Origin of the sequence: Niastella vici (assembly GCF_002077945.1) — a bacterium.
Taxonomy (GTDB): Bacteria; Bacteroidota; Bacteroidia; order Chitinophagales; family Chitinophagaceae; genus Niastella; species Niastella vici.
In genome coordinates, this window is record NZ_LVYD01000041.1 from 140,282 (window position 1) to 160,212 (window position 19,931).

Sequence of the window (19,931 nt, forward strand, 5' to 3'; positions counted from 1 at the left end):
CTACAACTTATAAAAGAAGGCATTTAAGCCTTCTTTTTTGTTTTCTGTTTATTTGCCTTTTGTAGTGAAATTATATTTGTTCATTGAACATTTATTAAGGATGCCGACCTTAATAGCCTTATCTACCATTAATTTTCACCCTGCACATCAAATTCTGCACACTGGTTGCATGCCACTGGGCACCTGCTCTAAATGTTGGTACATTCCGCTTGTTCAATTCAGTGGCAATGGCCCGCACAGAAGTAATGCCTTCGGTAGCGAATGCTTTGATAACAGGCAGCACTGTTTTTGCGAAAGCATCCGCATCCCGTTTGTTCTTTTTGGCTAGTTTCTTCCCATGTTTACCTAGCTTCTTGCCCTTCTGTTTTGCTGCTTGTAATGCAGCTCTCGTATTCTCGCCAATGGTACGACGCTGTTCTTCCGCTACAGCAGCCAATATATGAATTGTAAAACGGTTGGCATGCGGGTTATCAGTCACAACAATATCCACCGACAGCTTCACGTTATGCGCTACTTCCTCCACATCTCGCCCCAGTCTATCAAGCCGAGCCACAATCAGTGTTGCCTTTAGCGCCATGCAAGTGGCAAGTGCTTCCTGAAGCCCAGGCCGATGTTTGCGGGTTGATTTCACTTCCTGTATTTCATGTAGTAAGGCATAGCCGTTGGCAGCACAATAGGCGGCAATAGCTGCCTGTTGGGCATCTAATCCTAAATGGCTCCGCCCCTGGCGTTTGGTGGATACGCGGTAATACGCTATGGCTAATCTCATGGTGGTTGGGTGGCGGTTCATACAAGAGTATACGAACGTTTATTTTTGCACAGTGGGCGGAAAAAAGCAATTTATTGATTGTCGTCAACCCGCGCCAGCATTGAGATTTCTATTTTATTCAACCAAACAAAACCGTGTACTTCGTACAACAGTATACGTTCGTATATAGTTGTACAAATATTTCTCCTCTTATATTTGGAAAAATCATTAAACAATGAGAAAAAAGTTATTCCTGGGCTCCATCGCCTTACTTTCCTTTGCAATCGCAATTCTTGTTTTTGAGGTTAGTTGCAGCAAAAATGCCATTGCGCAAACAAACTCAATGCAACTCAACAAAATTGTGTATCTATCAAAACACGGCACCGGCACCGAGATATGGATTGCCAATTATGATGGAAGCAATAAAACAAGGGTTAATTATTCATTGCCAACCGGTCTGATAGTTGACTATGTCTATGGTGCAAAAATGTCACCCGATGGCAAAAAGCTCTTTTTTTCAGCGAGCATTGACGGGTTTGGAGAAACCGCCGATGGCATCTATTCTTGTAACGTTGATGGCTCAAATGTTACAAAAATTATTACCGCGATCAACAGTACCGATTCTTTGCATATTGGAGGCGCATATTAACCTCCATTGGTATGTCGCAGAAGTTCCAGCAAGGAATTTACAAGATCATATTTTCCGAAGCAGTGAAAAAGGGGGATTATGTTCGCCGGAGGCAGTGCTTCGACCTATGGAAACCAGCAGGCGGTATGCAAGGTGTTTGATTTTGGCGTGCAGTACTTGTAGAAGCAGTACCGCCACTGTATTGATTACCAAAGCACGAAACTGATGGAAAAGAAACTGACGAAGAAAAACGTTGTGCGTTGTGAGGATTCCCACAACGCACAACGTTTGATACTGTGGTTACCGTTTGCACCTCATCTGAAAGCTGAAATCTTATTCTTAACAAAGGATCCAGGGAGCGTTCATTTGGTTGATGGGCAACCTGGGCTCCTGGTCAGAACTGCACGATATAAACATATCGGCCTAATTCATGGATATATCCCGGTACTAGATGATCGATATAGTCCGGTGTATATGAAAGGGGACTGGATTGGAGTAAGGCGATTACCCAACCCTCACCTTATCAATTACGGATTGGAATATCTTGCTTTCAACCAAGATAACAAAGGGCTACTGTGCAAACTAATGCCGCATAAAGAGAAGGAAAAAGTATTGTTGCAATTTCATAATGGATGGTACCGCCCCCAAGTTTGGAAGAGAGAGCAGATTCAAGCGCTGTTTACAATTGAGATACTTGTACCCAAACTTCCATAATACAATTGAAACTCGTTGTTTACTACTGAATGCAAATGCCCCTTATATTTAAAATAGGGGCATTTTATATTTGACGTTATCACAGAAACTGATAGGGTTATTCTATAAAACTTTTTGGGCATCAGCTTTTGTAACTATTTCAATCTTCCGTTGCGTCGCACACTTCTACACCTTCTTCTCTATTCATCTCATTTAATCTTGCCATAAAAGTAAACCACTAGAGAAAGAAAAGGGGAAACGCTAACCGATGAATAATACAACAGTTGTAAATAGTCCTTTCAAAAAGATATATTGTTATAAGGAAATACTAGCACGTATATCCCCACCTCATAACCGTAGTTACTTTGTTTTTGGCAACAAAAACTGTCACCGTTTTGCCCAGTCATCAACACCTTAACTATATGAGCCACAAATTCAAAGACTTCTCTCATTGGTTTGCACAAAACGATTCTTTAATCCGGCATGAAGATTCAAGCTATGAGTTCATTCTGGTTGAAAGTGCTCTGTCCAACAAGGAAATAAGCAATATCAAAACAGGGTCTTTTAAGTACTACATTTTCGTTAAAGACTTCATACCTTTTCTTTTCTTTCAATTCGGAAATTTGAAATTTGAGTTTACTGTTAATGCATATGAACTGCACTTCGAGCAATCAGGATTATGGCTTGATCCTTCACGAAACAAGGCAACTTTTTTTATTTTAAAACCAGAGATACTTTCGATTGTGGCTGAGAGAGAAATCAGTTTTGATAGGGATTTTATGATCCGACTGGTCAGGTGTATGGATAATCAACTGAAACAATATAATTCAGAACAAAAGCTTAATCGGCGTATGAATAAAATCATAGATAACATAGGCCCAAAGAAAATGGTGAAAGAATCTAAAAAGTATTTGTGCGTATAAAGAGGAAGTGCAAGTAAAAAAAGAAGCCTCTCACCCGGAGGGAAAGAGGCTGCACTAATCAAATACCATTAACCATTAAACCTTATCCTTGCCCACAAGTTACATAATGATTTTATATATATAAATTTCTGTATTCACATTTTGCTAACCGTCTATAGAAAGCTGGTATAAGCCATACTCACTTTCTCGTATCAGATACACAGTACCCAAGCCAGCCATCAGCAGTACAAAGCCCAGCATCAGTACATACCATTAAGCGACAGAACAAAGCCAAACGCAGGTTAATAAGGTCTCGGCTCCGTATCGAAAGCAAAAACCATGACCAGCACAACGCAAGACCAGCTAACGCCAGGGCGTTGCAGGACATGCGTTGCCGGATTGGAAATATTTCCACTCCGCAGGCTGCATGGAAAATTTCCAATCGCGGACTGCTGGCATGGTTTGTTGCAGGTTTCGATACTCCGCCTCGGGCAGCTCCTGTGTCCTGCCGCAAAGCTCCATGCCTTCACTCTGTTCCGGCTACGGAGCATTGCGCAGTCCACCCGCTGCCAATATTTAGCGCGTCGCCCTGCAATGAGAAACTGTTTTGGCTAAGGATTATTCTGAGTTTCTCATTGTCTTGGGCGACGCTTATGCGCCCCTGCGCGCCCCGCCCGCCTTTATTTATTAGCATAACCTTCGCTTCGCTACGGTTGTATAACAAGGCCGTCACGGCGGTTAGCAGTGTGCCCGCGCTTCGCGCTCCTGCACCCTGCAGTGGGCGGGGCGGGCGCAACGGGGCGCGGCAAAGCCTGTAGTGCAATTCTCAACTGTTGGTTATAGCTCCTATCTTCAGTGTTCGTCTATTGTCTTAAACGAACCTGGCTAAAACGCAAATACTAAATAAGCAAGCAACAATGGTAACGATAATAGCAGCCGTGGTAATCTTGCTGCATTTGATTTTAATAATACCTAAAATGCTCAATTCAAACTTTTCATTATTGTCATTTCTGCTATTTGACATTAGTAAATGTTTAAAACATCAATAATCAATGCGATGTTACGTGTCGCATTTTTTGCTGTTCCCCAATGAGCGAACCGAGCATTATTAACCCAGGGAAGTGGTCAACAGCCGAACATACAACTGTATAATTCGCTCCGTAATGTTTGTGGATTTATTGATGGAAATTACTCTGATATGTACCTGTAACAGTACATGACCTTTACTCGCCTTGGCAAATAAAGATCTTTATCGTGTCTTTTGTTAAGGCACGCTTCGGACATACTTTGTGAGATGTATGTTTATTCCGAAGATTGGGATATTTTTACGTTTTTCTTAAAGAGTAATTTCAATTGCAAGATAGTGTTTTCCCATGAATCAAAAAATCACCCATACCAGTGCACACCTGCCGCCAGTGATTGGCAGAAGTACAATCAAGCTGCAGTAACACTATTGGCGCATCAAAGCTCCTTTTAGGCAACATTTACCTATTAAATATTTTCTAACAATTCGCAATTTTTATTAGAAATAATTTCAATTTCCCTTGTTTTAGGTTATTGAACATTTAGTATTTTTCATAATAGCCCTATAATCATAAATCTTTTTAATGTTATGTTTGTATCCGTTCCGGCAAGACATATTGGAGAATATAAATGCGCCAACTATGTTCAAATCAAAACAAATTCTAGATTCCAACGATAATAGGAGAGAAGATTTCAAACTAAAGGTTTGGTTCATGGAGATTTCCTGGGGCCGCCTTTCCATATTAAGCCTGGTGGCTCTCGTAATTATATTGATATTCGTATTGGTAATGGTCAAATTATAATATTCTATAACTTAGGGTATGACGTTATATGAATTTAATGCCCTGAGTGAATCTGAGCAAACTGAAGCTCTGAAAGAAAATGGTGTTGAACTTACTACACGTAGTGATGGCGAGTCCACCGTAACCTTGTACCAAATAGATTCATTTTACGTGGAGGTGTATGCTCATAAGCTCGATAGGCGATACCGCAGCTTTCTCTATACAGATCCCCTGGAACCTTACCTGGGTTCAATAGATATCACAGGGTTGTTTGATAAGGATAAATGATTTTCATTTAGTAGGTTTTGCTTCCACGTGGTTTTGAATAGCCTGGGCAATTAACTCAATTGTATGAGTACTCAGGTCTTTTCCATCAATTTGCTTCCAGGCCGGCATTCTATGTTTCAATCCTTTTGCTCGCAGGATTGGCCGGTTTGATTCCATAACAATATCACCATTGCGCGCGGTAATCTTGTACCGCTCCATGCGCTCATCAATATACAGCTGCTCAACTGTTAGCCGAATTGGCCTCTTGTGATATTCTATCTTGATTTGAAATGTCATGTATTATAAACGCAATTTACACCTGAAAGAATTACCAGCACTAGGGCATGCCTGCCGCCAGTGATGGGGATATAACGAAGCCAGGCTGTAGTAACACTGTTGGCGCATACAAAGCCCAGGTGTAACACCAGGGCTTTGTATCAGATAGATTCATTTTACGTTGCAGTTGGTATCACATCGAACATAAGTAGATAAAGGCTACCACAGTTTTTCCTCAATAAATCCCCTGCATACGCCGCTTACATTTGTTGGCCTTTTTATTCCTTTGGTTTTTATAAATTCAATGCGGCACTTTCAGCCGGGATTAAACTTGCCTGACCAATACTTACTACTATTAAATTTAGTTTTATTTGTGACTGACAGGCCGAAAAGCTAAAAAAGTTATAAGTTATTGAATAACACAATATTATTTCATAATACAGTTATTTTTAAAGATTTTTTTGGAAATATTTTGTTACTGTCAGTTAAAAATATAATTTTGGGGTACAATAGTTCTTTGACAAGTCGGCAGTGGCTGTAATTTCTTAAAGTGCTTAAATGCGCAATGAGACTCTTTCAATGAAAATTGACTGACGATCATAGTTGATCCCACGCCCATTCCCCGCGCGCAAGCCGGCGAACATGCGTAAGGATTACGTCTATATCAATATAACAATGTGTATGAATTATGTATTGATAAATGGAAATGAGAAGCAAGGAGCTTTATTGAACTGTATGGATATATTCTGCTTATCAACAATTGAATTACCAACACATTCTTTCCTACATACGGGTTATATAATACCGGTATCAATGATATCTGCTTAAACCCGTATCCAACCACGTACTGTTGGTATTGATGGGAATATGGATTGGATATATTTTTTTGTTTGTGTTGAAAGAGTTGTTTTTTTATTGGACAGGAAAAATTAAGTGATTTTTATAGTGTTGAACCACGGCACATCATAGCCACTGCAATGGACAGGGCAGTAATTATGCTGCTTTAACTTTAAAATTTTACTAGTTATGTCCAAGTCGACAAAAGCCCTGATAAAGGGCATCAAAAAAATGTTAAAGAACCGTGGTTCATTGACGGTTAAAGAAGTGAAACTCTTAAGTGATGTCGTTGTTCATCTCGAAAGCCATGAGAAGCTGAACGGTGAACAAAAAGTACAGAATGGTGCACTGGTGGTGCAGTTGCTTTTAAGGTTCCTAACGGACCCGACTATTGGCGAAGGCCTTTCACACCTGGTGCACAGCTTGATTGATAAGCTTGTTTAACCGTCCACTTAATTTCTATTTTTATGAACTTAGGTAATACCATATCGCAATTACGTGAACGGAAGGGAATGAATCAGGGGAAGTTTGCAGAAATCTTATCCATCACACAATCTTATTTATCTCAGATCGAGAATAATAAGAGACTACCCAATATCGCTTTATTAGAAAAAATAGGCGAAGAGCTTTCAACACCACTCCCCTTCATTTTCTTTCTGGCCATGGATGAAAAAGACGTTCCTGAAAACAAGCGCACCCACTTTAAGGTGCTTGAGCCGGTGATAAAAAAATTTATTGGTGAATTAATAGGCATAGAAAATGAAGATTGAATCTTTATCCCACCTGGAAGGGGTTCTCGGGTATAAAACCCCGGAGATGTATGAAATATTAGAGCGCGGTGAAAAAAACCACTACCATTTCAAATGGGAAAAGGGGATTGTCAAAGGAGAAATGGTATACAGGCAGTTTTCTCCCAGTAAGAAAAACCTCCGGGATCTGCAGAACAGAATGCAAACGCGCATTTTTCAAAAAATCGCACTGCCGGCTCATGTTCAGGGCTGTGTTACAGGCAGAGGCAATATTACAAATGCAAAATTGCACCAGGGTAACCTGTACAAATTTCATACTGACCTGAAAAGCTACTTTGACTTTGTATCGAATAAAAAAGTATATGATGCTCTGCGCCAGCTGGGGTTTTCGCAAAAGGTTAGCCATTTATTGACCCGGCTTACTACGTATAAAGGCCATTTACCCCAGGGCCCGCCTACCAGTCCTTTCCTGGCAAACATTGCAGGGCTTGAAATGGACGAAGCTATCCTGACACTTTGCAGAGAACACGGCATTACCTATTCCAGATACGTTGATGACCTGTGCTTCTCGTCTCAAAGTGATTTCAAGGCGGGGGTGCCGACGATAATTGAAATCATTGAAGCGCATGGTTTTTTCATCGGGTATAAAAAAACAAAATATAAACTCGGCAGGCTGGAAATCACCGGCGCTGATATCGGCCAAAATCTTTTAAGACCTACAAAAAAGCAACTGGCAAAATACTGGGCTCCTGAAACGGCGGATTATACCCGAAAAGGTTTGGATATATATTTTGCTGGATTGAGAAAAAAATAAAAAGTGGACAGCTTCGAAGCACATATTACAAATGACCAACCTCCCTATAATCCCGGTTCGCTGTTGAATGCGTTTAGCAATTCACTAACTTCCCCCTTGTTAAATAAACCATTCCTTGTAAAAGGAATATACAAAAAAGGTAAGGGCGTTAATTATAACGGAGTTTATTACGACGTACTTAAAGATGAATTCACTGATAATAGTATAACACTCGTTGTCCCCGAAAAACTGCGATACGAACTAAAAGAGGGGCAAACTATAGAAGCTCAGGCATTTCTTTCTAAAAGATTATCTACTACGACCGGTCGAATTGATTTGATCCTCACAGTATCAGACCTGCTTTCACGGAAAGAAAAAGAAATTAATGAAGAGGAAGTGAAAGCCCAGGAATTGCTGCAACAGAAAGCAAAGATTGGTTATAAAGATATTGATGGCGTTATAAGAAGCAGGCTGTATCAGCAAAAATCTATAAACGTCACCATTATCATTGGCACTACCGCCATAATCGACAATGATATAAAACATCAATTGAAAGATGCCGTTGTGGTTTATGACATAAAGTATGTCAAAGTAAACTTAACCCGTGTGCCGGAGATAATTCACGCCATGAGGGAAAATGACACTTCTGATATTCTTGTGATTGCCCGTGGCGGTGGCGAAAACATTCAGATATTTGACAACCTGGAATTATCACAGCAAGCACTTGGCCTTAAATCGATCTTTGTAACAGCGATTGGGCACGCTGCCGATGAGCCGCTTTTACAAAAGTTGGCTGATAAACATTTCATTACACCTACTGCGCTCGGTCAATATTTTTACGACCTGTATAATCGAACCCTGGATGAGTTCAATAATTCAAAAGCAAAGCTCATTGCTGATTTGACAAAGCAAATTGAACTCAATTTTCAAACTCAAGTACAGAACCTAAGTACTCGATTGGAAACAACAGAGAAAACAATGCAAGAAGGAGAAAAAGAAAATCAGGCAAAAGTGTTGAATCTTACAGAAGGCTTAGCCAAATCTAAAAGCGCTAATCAAATTCTCACTGTATTGGTTCTACTATTATTGTTGGTCATAATATTACTAGTGATTTTTAAATATCAGAAGTAAAGAAGTAATATAACGATGAACATAGCGTATTAAGGGATGCCGCCATTGTTCTAATGTTTGCAAGATGCTCCGTCAGTCGCCCTCTTTATTTTTTTATATTTATTTGCCACCAGCAGGCTGGAACAGGTAGGCTCCTTACAGGCCTCATTGAGCACTTAATTACGCTATCCTCTTTAAAACTTCCCTCATAGATTTATGGCAAAAACCCGATGACTGGAAAATATTCATAAGTTCCGTTCCGATAACTTCTCTTTATAGCCATACTCCGCAATAGTACACGCCTGCCGCCAGTGATCGGCGATAGAACAAAACCAGGCTGTTGTAACACTGTTGGCGCATCAAAATCAATGGATGATGCGATCTCCGTATATTAAGCACGCTAACATTTGCGCATCATCCATTAGTTTTGATGTTTATTGACCAGCAAAAAAGCCCAGGTGTTACACCTGGGCTTTGTCATTTACTTTTTTACTATGAGTTTCATTACTGCATTATTAATTACTGTCAATGTATCCAAAATTTTATAGGCGCCAAGTGAACTAGAATTTTTGTTATAACCTGTTTATCAGAATTTTCTTTCATAATAGCAAAATCGCCCCCGCTAAATATGGCAGATACGAAAGGAGGTAAGTTTCTTACCTTAATTGATTTATCTGCCTTTTTATATTTATAGGTCTTTATTTGCCTTATCTCAGCCCAATCAACGACATAATTTTTGCATTCAGGGCTCGTAGAGCAATTATAAGGTGTTAATTTATTTTGATTTACGTCATCATCTTTTAGCCTAAGCGCCATTACTGCCTGATTAGTGTACGTATAGAATTCATCGGCATTAATATTAGCATCAAGGAATACCAATTTTGCATCAACTATTTCTTGTTTGGTTGCCTTCTTTTCTAAAGAATTTGAATAAATAGGAGTAATTGCTTTAGCAGAAAACCGTAGAACAGAATCAACCGTACTTCTGGAATAAACATTGTATTTAAAACTGTTAGGTGTGGTACCAGGTGAGATTTGTGCCACATGTCCTACTAATGAACTCAAGTCTTCCGCATAAATTTCCGCATGGTCGACACTCAAAGGTCCAAATTCATTCACCATCAAATATTCTCCAGAATCAACCACAGGGGGTGTCGTGTGGTTTTCGGGATTTGTCGCCTGAATCCCAACTAGTGCTATTTTATCCACCTTTACGGCATTGAGTTCGTTGGTAGTAGACATTGATAACTCGCGATCGGAAGTAGCCTCTTCATTGCCCTGAGAAGATTTGCTCTCATTACTACTACAAGAAGAGACAATTAGGATGCTAATAAATAACATAAACAATTTAAACTGGAAAGATTGAGATCTCATTTGTTTTTGGTTTAAAGGTTAATCCATAAATGCACTAAGCATTATCTTTTTCTTGATTGCTGTAGCATTAAAGGATAAGAGAAAATTTTCAACTTTAAAATTCCATCCAAATGCATTAATAAAAAAGGGTTATAACACGTTTTTTTTCTGCTTGAACATATCGTATCTTCTTTAGTTTCTTAATTCGGTGTTTTGATCTTTTTAATCAACATTAATGCGGGCCTGCCGCCAGTGATGGACGATATAACAACGCCAGGCTGCAGTAACACTGTTGGCGCATCAAAACTAATGGATGATGCGGTCACTCTGTATAAAGCACGCTACCATTGCGCATCATCCATTAGTTTTGATGTTCATAGACCAGCAAACACCTAGCTTAATACCCGAGCTTTGGTCTTTTACTTTTTTGCTTCTGCTCTTACGATTGTCAATATCGACGCTATTATTATATAGGCCCCATAAAAAGGAGTTTCTCCAATATCGTTTACTTAAGGCAAAATGGGTGTTTTAACGGGGACATAATGATTGAAGATGGATTAATTTGTAATATAAAGCCATATGGACGGCGGTGAAGAGGCTCATCAAGAATTGCTTGTTTATAGTCATCTGCTATTAAAGAGGTAAAAGCCCCGGCTATAGCGAAAGATTTATTACTGAATTTTACTTTTTACCATCAAAAAGTGATTTATGAGAAAGGTATATTTAAAGAGAATCTTTTTTTGAAATAGCAATCAAATTTAGAACTAATAAATTCATCAAAATGGAAAATGAAACTCAGTATGTTATCCAAAGAATGTTAGACTACATCTATTCCGTCTACTCAAATTCAACACAATTCTCACCACCTGGTACAAATGCCACTAATGGATATTTCCAATTATCATTTAGAGAAGAACGAATGAGTAATTTTGGAAGTGCAGCAACAATCCTTTTTCAAAACAAAGATGTAAGGGATTTACATGAATGCTATCAAAACTTTGTAGATGTAACTAATAAGGCTTTTACTCGAAACGATTTATATTGTAGCTCTGGATTTCAGACAGTCATGTTAAATGTAAACACAATTGCAAATGCAGTAAAAATCATTGGTGATTTTGTAATCCTTATTGGGGGTAATGAAGAAAGTAGAAAAAAAGCGGAAAAAGATCTAGCTGAAGATATAGGAAAACTTATGGCAAGCGTAAATGAAAAAGGCGTAGTAAGAAGTGGATGCCATGGAAATGGCTGGGTTTCTGTCTATATTAAAAATAGTTGCCCGGCAATGAAAGACACAATCAATAATATTTTACTAATTAACCCGACAGATCCTGATATTATAAACATTAAAACCTTATTCAATAATTTTTATGACCAATTGTCTACGTTAGAAACCGGAAATCATAACCCTTGGCTAACCGGTGATTGGCAAATACAATTTACTTCATACTTTTTGGCATTTGCTAAGGCTCTTGAACAACTTAAAAGTACTCCTGAAGATGCAGAATTTAAAATAAGGGAGCTAATTCCGTTTAAATAAAGCCAGATGAAAATTGTAAAAAAGCCAATATATATTTTCCTTAGATGGATTGCTGTTTTACCTGTAGTAGCCTTGACAATAATTCTTATGTATTTAATATTTCAAAAAATGATTAATGAAGAGAGTAGTAAAGGAAACGCTATTACTACATTAATTTATTCATTCATTTGGGCAGCGGTAACAGTATATAGTTCAATAGGTATAAGTATGAGTACTGCCCCTACACATAAAAAACTTACAGGCAGTATTATAGGTATACTTGTTGCTCTTTCTTTAATTATACTTTTTATTTATTTAGTAAATATTTATGGATTTACAGGTATGATTATCGTAAAAATAATAGGATTTATAACAGGATTAATAGTAGCTTATTTTGTTTTGAAAGACGATGATGCCGCCGACAGCCAGCATGCCAACCGTTAGTGGCAATTAAAAAGCCGTTACGATGGACACAACAAACCTTTAAGCCATCTCAAATTTCCTTTTATGAAAAAAATTATCTTATACTTCGCCTGTTTTTTAGCTATTCAAAATCTGTCTTTATCGCAAACTGTACGAAGAAATTTTGCTGACGTAAATGGAGATAACTATCAGGACAAGATAGAGTATAAAGATTACGGACAGAATATTATTGACATAATCGTTTCTTTTGGCTCGTCAAGTGGAACCTATGGCGAGCCATTCACTTTTTCAAGTCACATAGATAGAGGCTACCCAGATAAACCTTGGGGCTTTATAGATGTAAACAATGATGGCAAAGCTGATTTTATTACAATCAGAGGTATTCCCCCAGATAGGCTTGAGCAAGTGACTTATTTTTCAAATGGAAACGGTTTGGATACAGAGCATCGCACTTTTACTCATTATGTTGATGGTGGGCTTACTTTATTAGTTTACCCGACCATTAAAGTAACTGGTCTTTTAGAACCTGAGCATGACCCTGACCGAAATTTTCAACGTGGTATGCCCTCATATATCTATGGTGGCAATTCTCCAGAAAGTTGGGTACGAGGAAAGGCAACCCTCGACCAAGCATCAGGTATTCTCTCAATAACAATCCAATTAGAGACAGACGCAACCGATGCCGGTCCAAAAGGACGAGTGACAGTAGCACTTACGGATTGTTCAGGAAAAGCAATTGCTAATTTAACAACAGATGAAGTTGAAACAGGAGGAAAAAATCCAGGGAGTGCAAAGATCGTTAACTTCTCCAGCCAAAAACAAATTGATCCAGAAAAGGCATGTAAAGTTTGTTCGCTCTATGTTACCGCTCAGAAAACAGGTGTTAAGAAAGCATTATGGGATGGTAACGGCGATAAATTAAAAGATGCTTTCAACATAGTAGTAGCTTACTTCTCTGGACAATAAACACATGAAGGTAACATTGCATTTGCTATATAACGAGCGATGAATATATTCTTAGCCTTTTATTCGCTACTGAGTCTCAGTTCGGCGGACGAATAAAGCCTGAATGCGGTAACACTGTTGGCGCATCAAAAACAATAGACGATGCAGCCACTATGTATTAAACACGCTAATAATTTCGCATCGTTTATTATTTATAATTTTCATATACCCAGCAAAAAGCCCAGGCTCAACACCTGGGCTTTGACATTTACTTTTTGTACTCCTACTCTACCATTGCCAATATCGGCGCCAGCTTTGCCATTGTTTTCCGAAACGGCTTCGTGTCATTCTTTTCGTAGTGGAATATGGTTGACTCATTTACCCCTAACTCCCTTGCCAGCTCTTCCTGGGTTACTCCTTTCAGGTACCGATACCGCTTTATCTTTCCTCCCAGCGTTGAAGTATCAATATCAAACGGAAAGTATCCCAAGAACTCGATAATCTTTGGATAGTACTCAATCTGCGGCTCATGCCGGTTAAGCTCCCAGTTAGTTATACTATCCTCGGTTACTCCCATAAGATCCGCAACATCCTTCTGGAACAAGTGAAGTTCCAGGCGCCGGTTCCGTATTTTCTCTCCCAGTGTAGCTGGATTCTCTAAATACTTAGAACCCAGCGGCTTTGGGGTTGTTCGGGTCAATCGGGAAAAAGGCAACGCATCTATGCCCCTGCGGCTTTTATAACCATCCCGAAAAAGAATGCACCTGCGCACCAGGCGCTGTACATAAATACCTGAATAAAATATCGGGGCCTTTACTCGATCGCATAGACCTGCAAGTAGAAGTAACGCCCGTTCCGTTCAGTGAATTAAGTGCACAAAAGAATGGGGAACCCTCTGCGGCTATTCGCGAGCGGGTTATACAGGCGCGGGCCATACAAATGGAGCGGTATAAAAACAATACTGCCGTTTATTGCAATGCACAAATGAACAGCAGGCAATTAAAAGAAGTATGCGTGCTGAATATGGCAGGGCAAACCCTTTTAAAAACGGCCATGAATAAATTGAATTTATCGGCGCGGGCTTATGATCGTATTTTAAAAGTAAGCCGTACTATAGCTGATCTGGCAGGCAGTGAATGTATTTTACAGGAGCACGTAGCGGAAGCTATAACTTACAGAAATTTGGATAGAGAAGGCTGGGGAGCTTGAATAATAAAGTTGGCATCGTGAATATGGCAGAAGAAAAAATAATAGCAAGCAATCGTTTATTCAACTAGTTCTGGATCGTTTTAAGCGAAGGCGTGTTCCATTCTTCGGCACTCATGTTCTTGCTTTTGCTTTTAAAGATCCGGGAAAAAACTTCACCAATGATCTGGGCAATGGTTTTGCGCACAATGCGGGAATCTAACCAGAAATTAGCGTTACGAACATAAAAAGCATCAAACTGGTAGCGGTGGAAGATGCTTTCAAAATCTTTGGTTGGACCGCGATAACCTTTTATTTGGGCCAAACCGGTGATACCTGGCTTTACCAGGTTTCTGAATTTATATCCACTAATAGCATTGGCAAATTTATTACAGTCGGCGTACATATGCGGGCGCGGACCAACAATACTCATCTGGCCTAATAATACATTGATAAACTGGGGGAATTCATCCAAACCGGTAACACGCAAAAATTTACCTATCCTGGTTATGCGCGGATCGTCTTCACTGGCCTGGCGTATATCCGCATCCTTATTAATGTACATAGTACGCAGCTTATAACACCAGAACACCCGGCCTAAGAACCCAACGCGTTTTTGCTTGAAGAAAACCGGACCTCTGGAGTCAAGCTTTATCAGGATCATAAGGATCGGTAACAGCCATGATAAAACCATTACACAGATCATCAATGATGTCACTATATCAAAACAACGTTTGGCAATGAAATAGCTTTGCTTACGTTCCAAATATAGCCTGAGTGATGGGGGATGTTCAGTAAAAAATTTTATTCTTTTATAAACTAAATTTTCAGGTTGCTCGATCATAGCATAGGTATTATGGTTCTTCCAGGATTTTGTTAACGAATTTAATGCCGTATTAGTGCCTCTCTTTTTCTTTAACTACACATTTAACATCTAAAACACCAAAATCACGTAAACCCCTAATAATTAAATGTTAAAACAGAAATTTTGAAATCAATAAAATCACAGAATTGACAATGCAAACTTAAGAAAGGTTGCACCAAAAAAGGTTTAAAAATAAATTCACATTTTCTTTTGCCCCCAACGCTTTCACGAAAAAGGGCCGAATCTGCGCAGTTATTTGCTAAAACAGCACAGTTATTGCTTAAATAACACACTTTATTTTGTATTATACTTTTTATCAAGCAACGTTTTAAGGGTTTTTTGTACTCCATTAATACGTAAATGTTTAAAATTGACTTTACATTTGCACTATTAATTAAAAACCATTGTTATAGAAGGTTAGATTTCGTATAACCGTTATTAGAAAATGAAATCTTATCCCCAAAAGTTTGATTTTTACCTGTTAATACCCTTCTTCAATAACCTGCCAGGGCTGCTGCAATCGTTACAGAGCGTACGGTATGAGGCAGATAAATTTGCAGTAGTAATTGTGGATGATGGTAGTACCCTCCCTATTACCCTGGAAGACCTGTACCATCATATTTCCCGCGACATATCCGTTGTAATAATACAATTACCTAGGAATAAGGGTATTACAACTGCCTTAAATACCGGGTTGCAATGGATCCTGAACCAAAACAACGCTCAGTTTGTAGCCCGCCTCGATTGTGGCGATACATGTACCCCGGAAAGGTTTTATCATCAGGTAGCTTTTTTGAAACAACATCCTGAAATAAACCTCATTGGCAGTTGGTGCATATTCAAAGATCACACTAGCAACATTGCCTATAAATACATTACCCCAACCCGGCATAATAAAATAAAAAGGGGTATGCATTTTCGGAATATTTTCATCCATCCTACAGTTATGTGGAGATGTGATTCCGTAAAAAACAACGAATTGTATCCCGAAACCTATCCAGATGCGGAGGATTATGGTTTCTTTTACCAGTTACTGGAGAAAGGTGAAGGCGCCATTATTCCCGAATACCTGGTTACCTGCGAAATAAATCATAAAGGTATATCACTGAGTTCCAGGAAAAAGCAACTTAAAAGCCGGATTAAAGTGGTGAAAGAATACGGAAAAAATAGGGTTTTACGTTATTTGGGAGTTTTTAAATTAAGGTTACTACTGATCATTCCATACAATCTTGTATTTGCATTAAAAAGAACATTGTATGGAGTATAACGAAATAAACAAATGCCATATGACTTATATTTCGAATTTGTATTACATAAGTACGTGAAAAACAATATCATCACTGTTTACCATTAAATCCATTTATTATGAAAATTGTACATGTGGCGGAGGCTTTTGCGGGAGGGATCGTAGTCTTTGTAAAATCTTTGGTTGAGAACTTACCTGATGATGAGCACATTATAGTACATGGCGAAAGAGCCCATGTTACAAGGTTTACTGATATAAGAAAACAATTCGGACGAACAAGCGCCCGTTTTGTTCGCTGGCATTCGGCCCAGCGCAGCATTAAGCCATCAAAGGATTTTGCTGCTTTTTTTGAATTATATAAAGTCCTGAAACGGCTTAAAAAGCAAGGGCAGATCGATGCCGTTCATTTACACTCGTCAAAAAGTGGATTTATTGGCCGGGCAGTATGCAAATTACTGAGGATCAATAATGTTATATATACTCCGAATGGCGCTCCCTTTTTAGTAGGCACCAGCAAATTCTCCAATTATGTTTATAAAATACTGGAGCGGCTGGGCCAGGGTTTTGGCGGACAGGTAGTTTGCTGCTCGCCTTCAGAACAGGCTGAATATGAAAAAGTTGGCATCCCCGCCATTACCATCAATAATGGTATTACTTTCGATAAGGTAAGCGGGCACGATGCTGAACCTTCCAATAAAAAGTTTTGCATTGTCACCAGCGGACGCATAATCAATCAAAAAAATCCGGCCCTGTTCAATAGCATCGCCCGGTATTTTGAAGAATTCCAGCAATTTGAATTCCTCTGGATAGGTGATGGACCCGAAAAAGCATTGCTCACATCTTCCAACATAAAAATAACCGGCTGGTTACCTGGCGAGGAAGTAGCCCGCTTGATTTCCTCGGCTAATGTGTATTTATCAACAGCTAACTTTGAGGGCTTACCTTATGCGGTTCTGGAAGCCCTTGCACTAAAAAAGCCGGTCCTTCTCACAGACAGCGTAGGGAACCGTGACCTGGTAAAATCGTGTTTAAATGGCGACCTGTTTAAACATCATGCTGAAGCAATCGTCAAATTGCTGCAATATTTTAACAATGCCAGTATGCTCAACATTATGGGGGAATATTCTGCCATGCACGGTAAAGAATCATTTAATGTAAATCATACCTTTACCCGGTATAAGCATTTATACGAAGGCAATCACCTTGAAAATGATGGTTTTTTAAAGCCAGCCCTGATAAATGCTTAATTAAACTGTTTACAACCATGGAGAAGCAACTCAACGGGGTTATGAGTCATGATCTGATCAGGCAGAACCTTGATCAGATTAGGAGTTTTATTGAAATTGAGCTGGCCGAAAAAAAAGATACCATAAAAGAGCAGGCTGCAGAAATAGAAGAATTAAAAAAAGCATTGCAGCAGAAAGATAAGGCTATCAGTATGTTTGAAGCCAATACCCGCGAATTTCAGGATACAGCTGAAGGGAACAGGCAATTGATCAATAAACTTTTGGGGGACATAAGCCGGTTGCAAAATGATATCGACTGGTATAGGCGCACATATGAAACAAGAAGTTTCCTGGGCACTTTGAAGCAAAAGCTTTCGTTGTTGTTTCCAAATAAAAAATAGTTTTTTTCTATTGCGCGAAAATTCGTTGGGTACCTTAATACCCAAGAATTTTTTTTTGCAAGCACCGATATAAATTCATCAACAAAACCTGTATTGAAACTATTATGAAGGCAGTTCTGTTAGCTGGGGGGTTGGGAACCCGAATATCAGAAGAAACGGCTGTTAAACCCAAGCCAATGATTGAGATAGGCGGTAAACCCATCCTATGGCATATCATGAAAATGTATTCTGCATACGGAGTAAATGATTTTATAATTTGTCTTGGCTACAAAGGATATGTTATTAAAGAATATTTTTCTAACTATTTTTTACATACCTCAGACGTTACCATCGACCTCAAAAACAATACGACTCATATACATCAAAGCAAAGCCGAACCATGGTCCATTACACTCGTTGATACAGGTGAGGAAACCATGATCGGTGGAAGAATAAAAAGGATCATCCCATATGTTGACAATGATCCCTACTTCTTTGTAACCTATGGTGATGGTGTTGGCAATATAAACATTGACGCCACTATTGCCTTACACAAAAAAGAAAACAGACTGGCTACAGTAACAGCAGTTCAGCCACCCGGCCGTTTTGGCGCTATCAAATTTGAGGATAATAAAGTGACCGGCTTTATGGAAAAGCCACAGGGAGATGGCGGCTGGATAAACGGCGGCTTCTTTGTTTTATCACCAAAAGTAAAAGATTATATAGAAGGCGACTCCACTGTTTGGGAAAAAGAACCGATGGAAAATCTCGCAAAAGACAATCAACTATCAGCATATTTTCATAATGGCTTCTGGCATCCCATGGATACACTGAGAGACAAAAGGTATCTCGAGGAATTATGGGACAAAGGAAAAGCTCCCTGGAAATTATGGTAATCATTAACAACGCTTGGCACATTAATAAACTTTACAAATGAAGATTTTAATTACAGGAAATTTAGGATATATAGGACCGGTATTAAGCAAACATTTAAAAACAGTTAATCCCCAGCATTATATTGTAGGAATTGATAGTGGTTTTTTTGCACATTGTCTTACAGGCGTTGCGTACTCACCTGAAATTTATGTTGACCAGCAGTATTATGGTGATATAAGAAAAATAAATGAAGATTTTTTGAAAGGTTTTGATGCAGTTGTTCATTTGGCTGCAGTTTCTAACGACCCAATGGGCAATAAGTTCGAAGCTGTTACAGACGAAATTAACCACAAGGCCAGTGTACAATTGGCTAACCTGGCTTCAAAGGCCGGTGTTAAGCGTTTTATTTTTGCATCAAGTTGCAGTATTTACGGCTTTGCAGAAGGTGGCCCCAGAACAGAGACCGATGCATTAAATCCGCTGACAGCCTATGCCAAATCGAAGGTAAATACCGAAATAGGGCTGCAGAAACTTTCCGGCGCTTCTGATATGATTATAACCGCCTTGCGGTTCTCAACAGCATGTGGCATGTCTGAAAGAATACGGCTCGACCTTGTATTAAATGATTTTGTAGCATCGGCATTATCAACAGGAAAGATCGTTGTATTGAGCGATGGATCACCCTGGCGCCCATTGATCGATGTAAAAGACATGGCAAGGGCTATTGACTGGGCACTTATAAGATCGGAAGCACCCGGTAAATATTTGGCCATAAACATCGGACGGAACGATTTTAATTACCAGGTAAAACAAATTGCTGAAGTTGTGGCAGGGGTAATTCCTGGTACACAAACATCTATTAACACAAATGCATTACCTGATAAAAGATCGTACCAGGTAGATTTTTCATTATTCAGGAAATTAGCTCCGGATCATTTACCGCTTACAACCCTTGTTCAATCAGCCACTGAAATAAAAAACGGGTTACAAACCATGCAGTTTAACGATGCCAATTTCAGGGAGTCGCAATTAATACGGTTAAAAGTGCTTGAAAAACATATGGCATCAAACAAACTGAACGCAAATCTGGAATGGATCTTTTAAAACT

Annotated in this window: 22 protein-coding genes; 17 read left to right on the forward strand and 5 right to left on the reverse strand. The window is 39.1% G+C overall.

Features of this window, described 5'->3' with window-relative positions; translation table 11 throughout:
• Positions 1–118: 118 nt before the first annotated feature.
• Positions 119–790 (reverse strand): recombinase family protein, encoded by a 672-nt coding sequence (locus tag A3860_RS10220; RefSeq protein ID WP_245843508.1) that lies wholly within the window; start codon positions 788–790, stop codon positions 119–121.
• A gap of 193 nt (positions 791–983) precedes the next feature.
• Here A3860_RS10220 and A3860_RS10225 point away from each other — a divergent pair, with 193 nt between their 5' ends.
• The 4 genes from A3860_RS10225 (at position 984) to A3860_RS10245 (ending at position 5,064) form a co-directional block, all read left to right on the forward strand.
• Positions 984–1,397 (forward strand): TolB family protein, encoded by a 414-nt coding sequence (locus tag A3860_RS10225; RefSeq protein WP_081146577.1) that lies wholly within the window; start codon positions 984–986, stop codon positions 1,395–1,397.
• Positions 1,398–1,601: 204 nt separating this feature from the next.
• Positions 1,602–2,090 carry a hypothetical protein gene (locus A3860_RS10230; RefSeq protein ID WP_081146578.1) on the forward strand — a complete coding sequence of 163 codons (489 nt, stop codon included), beginning with the start codon at positions 1,602–1,604 and terminating at the stop codon, positions 2,088–2,090.
• A gap of 401 nt (positions 2,091–2,491) precedes the next feature.
• Positions 2,492–2,992 carry a hypothetical protein gene (locus A3860_RS10235; RefSeq protein ID WP_081146579.1) on the forward strand — a complete coding sequence of 167 codons (501 nt, stop codon included), beginning with the start codon at positions 2,492–2,494 and terminating at the stop codon, positions 2,990–2,992.
• A 1,823-nt stretch (positions 2,993–4,815) separates the two neighbouring features.
• Positions 4,816–5,064 (forward strand): hypothetical protein, encoded by a 249-nt coding sequence (locus A3860_RS10245; protein WP_081146581.1) that lies wholly within the window; start codon positions 4,816–4,818, stop codon positions 5,062–5,064.
• Between the two features lie 3 nt (positions 5,065–5,067).
• Here A3860_RS10245 and A3860_RS10250 read toward each other — a convergent pair whose 3' ends face one another.
• The gene (locus A3860_RS10250; protein ID WP_081146582.1) at positions 5,068–5,340 is read right to left on the reverse strand and encodes a hypothetical protein; all 273 of its coding nucleotides are present in this window, start codon (positions 5,338–5,340) and stop codon (positions 5,068–5,070) included.
• A gap of 1,005 nt (positions 5,341–6,345) precedes the next feature.
• Here A3860_RS10250 and A3860_RS10255 point away from each other — a divergent pair.
• From A3860_RS10255 to A3860_RS10270, 4 genes are all read left to right on the forward strand, one after another.
• A complete protein-coding gene (locus tag A3860_RS10255; RefSeq protein ID WP_081146583.1) occupies positions 6,346–6,600 on the forward strand; it encodes a hypothetical protein in 255 nt (84 codons plus the stop codon).
• 23 nt (positions 6,601–6,623) lie between these two features.
• On the forward strand, positions 6,624–6,926 hold the full coding sequence (locus tag A3860_RS10260; protein ID WP_081146584.1) for a helix-turn-helix domain-containing protein: 303 nt from the start codon (positions 6,624–6,626) through the stop codon (positions 6,924–6,926).
• Between the two features lie 121 nt (positions 6,927–7,047).
• On the forward strand, positions 7,048–7,719 hold the full coding sequence (locus A3860_RS10265) for a reverse transcriptase family protein (RefSeq protein WP_262497294.1): 672 nt from the start codon (positions 7,048–7,050) through the stop codon (positions 7,717–7,719).
• Positions 7,720–7,722: 3 nt separating this feature from the next.
• Entirely contained in the window at positions 7,723–8,829 is a 1,107-nt protein-coding gene (locus A3860_RS10270) for an exodeoxyribonuclease VII large subunit (protein WP_081146586.1), read from the forward strand.
• Between the two features lie 504 nt (positions 8,830–9,333).
• On the opposite strand, the gene A3860_RS10275 is transcribed toward A3860_RS10270, so the two are convergent.
• Positions 9,334–10,182, reverse strand: coding sequence for a hypothetical protein (locus tag A3860_RS10275; protein WP_081146587.1), 849 nt, complete (start codon positions 10,180–10,182; stop codon positions 9,334–9,336).
• A gap of 760 nt (positions 10,183–10,942) precedes the next feature.
• Here A3860_RS10275 and A3860_RS10280 point away from each other — a divergent pair.
• The 3 genes from A3860_RS10280 (at position 10,943) to A3860_RS10290 (ending at position 13,066) form a co-directional block, all read left to right on the forward strand.
• On the forward strand, positions 10,943–11,698 hold the full coding sequence (locus A3860_RS10280) for a hypothetical protein (RefSeq protein ID WP_081146588.1): 756 nt from the start codon (positions 10,943–10,945) through the stop codon (positions 11,696–11,698).
• 6 nt (positions 11,699–11,704) lie between these two features.
• Positions 11,705–12,121, forward strand: coding sequence for a hypothetical protein (locus A3860_RS10285; RefSeq protein WP_081146589.1), 417 nt, complete (start codon positions 11,705–11,707; stop codon positions 12,119–12,121).
• Between the two features lie 63 nt (positions 12,122–12,184).
• Positions 12,185–13,066, forward strand: coding sequence for a hypothetical protein (locus tag A3860_RS10290; protein WP_081146590.1), 882 nt, complete (start codon positions 12,185–12,187; stop codon positions 13,064–13,066).
• A 262-nt stretch (positions 13,067–13,328) separates the two neighbouring features.
• On the opposite strand, the gene A3860_RS10295 is transcribed toward A3860_RS10290, so the two are convergent.
• Positions 13,329–13,817: a helix-turn-helix transcriptional regulator gene (locus A3860_RS10295; RefSeq protein ID WP_262497291.1), complete on the reverse strand. Its 489-nt coding sequence runs from the start codon at positions 13,815–13,817 to the stop codon at positions 13,329–13,331.
• Between A3860_RS10295 and A3860_RS10300 the strand changes: the two genes are divergently transcribed.
• Positions 13,727–14,254, forward strand: coding sequence for a magnesium chelatase subunit ChlI family protein (locus A3860_RS10300; RefSeq protein ID WP_081146591.1), 528 nt, complete (start codon positions 13,727–13,729; stop codon positions 14,252–14,254). The genes A3860_RS10295 and A3860_RS10300 overlap by 91 nt on opposite strands.
• Positions 14,255–14,318: 64 nt before the next feature.
• Here the strand turns inward: A3860_RS10300 and A3860_RS10305 are convergent, their stop codons facing one another.
• Positions 14,319–14,996: a sugar transferase gene (locus A3860_RS10305; protein ID WP_158085195.1), complete on the reverse strand. Its 678-nt coding sequence runs from the start codon at positions 14,994–14,996 to the stop codon at positions 14,319–14,321.
• A gap of 544 nt (positions 14,997–15,540) precedes the next feature.
• Here A3860_RS10305 and A3860_RS10315 point away from each other — a divergent pair.
• From A3860_RS10315 to A3860_RS10335, 5 genes are all read left to right on the forward strand, one after another.
• Positions 15,541–16,362 (forward strand): glycosyltransferase, encoded by an 822-nt coding sequence (locus A3860_RS10315; RefSeq protein WP_081146594.1) that lies wholly within the window; start codon positions 15,541–15,543, stop codon positions 16,360–16,362.
• Between the two features lie 98 nt (positions 16,363–16,460).
• Positions 16,461–17,588 carry a glycosyltransferase gene (locus A3860_RS10320; protein ID WP_081146595.1) on the forward strand — a complete coding sequence of 376 codons (1,128 nt, stop codon included), beginning with the start codon at positions 16,461–16,463 and terminating at the stop codon, positions 17,586–17,588.
• Positions 17,589–17,605: 17 nt separating this feature from the next.
• The gene (locus tag A3860_RS10325; protein ID WP_081146596.1) at positions 17,606–17,968 is read left to right on the forward strand and encodes a hypothetical protein; all 363 of its coding nucleotides are present in this window, start codon (positions 17,606–17,608) and stop codon (positions 17,966–17,968) included.
• A gap of 104 nt (positions 17,969–18,072) precedes the next feature.
• Positions 18,073–18,843 carry a glucose-1-phosphate cytidylyltransferase gene (gene rfbF / locus A3860_RS10330; RefSeq protein WP_081146597.1) on the forward strand — a complete coding sequence of 257 codons (771 nt, stop codon included), beginning with the start codon at positions 18,073–18,075 and terminating at the stop codon, positions 18,841–18,843.
• Positions 18,844–18,880: 37 nt separating this feature from the next.
• The gene (locus tag A3860_RS10335) at positions 18,881–19,927 is read left to right on the forward strand and encodes an NAD-dependent epimerase/dehydratase family protein (RefSeq protein WP_081146598.1); all 1,047 of its coding nucleotides are present in this window, start codon (positions 18,881–18,883) and stop codon (positions 19,925–19,927) included.
• Positions 19,928–19,931 lie beyond the last annotated feature (4 nt).

What these genes read in the sequence shown, in the direction of transcription:
- A3860_RS10220 (WP_245843508.1), bottom strand. Translation starts at nt 790, where the DNA reads ATGAACCGCCACCCAACCACCATGAGATTAGCCATAGCGTATTACCGC.
- A3860_RS10225 (WP_081146577.1), top strand. Translation starts at nt 984, where the DNA reads ATGAGAAAAAAGTTATTCCTGGGCTCCATCGCCTTACTTTCCTTTGCA.
- A3860_RS10230 (WP_081146578.1), top strand. Translation starts at nt 1,602, where the DNA reads ATGGAAAAGAAACTGACGAAGAAAAACGTTGTGCGTTGTGAGGATTCC.
- A3860_RS10235 (WP_081146579.1), top strand. Translation starts at nt 2,492, where the DNA reads ATGAGCCACAAATTCAAAGACTTCTCTCATTGGTTTGCACAAAACGAT.
- A3860_RS10245 (WP_081146581.1), top strand. Translation starts at nt 4,816, where the DNA reads ATGACGTTATATGAATTTAATGCCCTGAGTGAATCTGAGCAAACTGAA.
- A3860_RS10250 (WP_081146582.1), bottom strand. Translation starts at nt 5,340, where the DNA reads ATGACATTTCAAATCAAGATAGAATATCACAAGAGGCCAATTCGGCTA.
- A3860_RS10255 (WP_081146583.1), top strand. Translation starts at nt 6,346, where the DNA reads ATGTCCAAGTCGACAAAAGCCCTGATAAAGGGCATCAAAAAAATGTTA.
- A3860_RS10260 (WP_081146584.1), top strand. Translation starts at nt 6,624, where the DNA reads ATGAACTTAGGTAATACCATATCGCAATTACGTGAACGGAAGGGAATG.
- A3860_RS10265 (WP_262497294.1), top strand. Translation starts at nt 7,048, where the DNA reads ATGGTATACAGGCAGTTTTCTCCCAGTAAGAAAAACCTCCGGGATCTG.
- A3860_RS10275 (WP_081146587.1), bottom strand. Translation starts at nt 10,182, where the DNA reads ATGAGATCTCAATCTTTCCAGTTTAAATTGTTTATGTTATTTATTAGC.
- A3860_RS10280 (WP_081146588.1), top strand. Translation starts at nt 10,943, where the DNA reads ATGGAAAATGAAACTCAGTATGTTATCCAAAGAATGTTAGACTACATC.
- A3860_RS10285 (WP_081146589.1), top strand. Translation starts at nt 11,705, where the DNA reads ATGAAAATTGTAAAAAAGCCAATATATATTTTCCTTAGATGGATTGCT.
- A3860_RS10290 (WP_081146590.1), top strand. Translation starts at nt 12,185, where the DNA reads ATGAAAAAAATTATCTTATACTTCGCCTGTTTTTTAGCTATTCAAAAT.
- A3860_RS10315 (WP_081146594.1), top strand. Translation starts at nt 15,541, where the DNA reads ATGAAATCTTATCCCCAAAAGTTTGATTTTTACCTGTTAATACCCTTC.
- A3860_RS10320 (WP_081146595.1), top strand. Translation starts at nt 16,461, where the DNA reads ATGAAAATTGTACATGTGGCGGAGGCTTTTGCGGGAGGGATCGTAGTC.
- A3860_RS10325 (WP_081146596.1), top strand. Translation starts at nt 17,606, where the DNA reads ATGGAGAAGCAACTCAACGGGGTTATGAGTCATGATCTGATCAGGCAG.
- rfbF (WP_081146597.1), top strand. Translation starts at nt 18,073, where the DNA reads ATGAAGGCAGTTCTGTTAGCTGGGGGGTTGGGAACCCGAATATCAGAA.
- A3860_RS10335 (WP_081146598.1), top strand. Translation starts at nt 18,881, where the DNA reads ATGAAGATTTTAATTACAGGAAATTTAGGATATATAGGACCGGTATTA.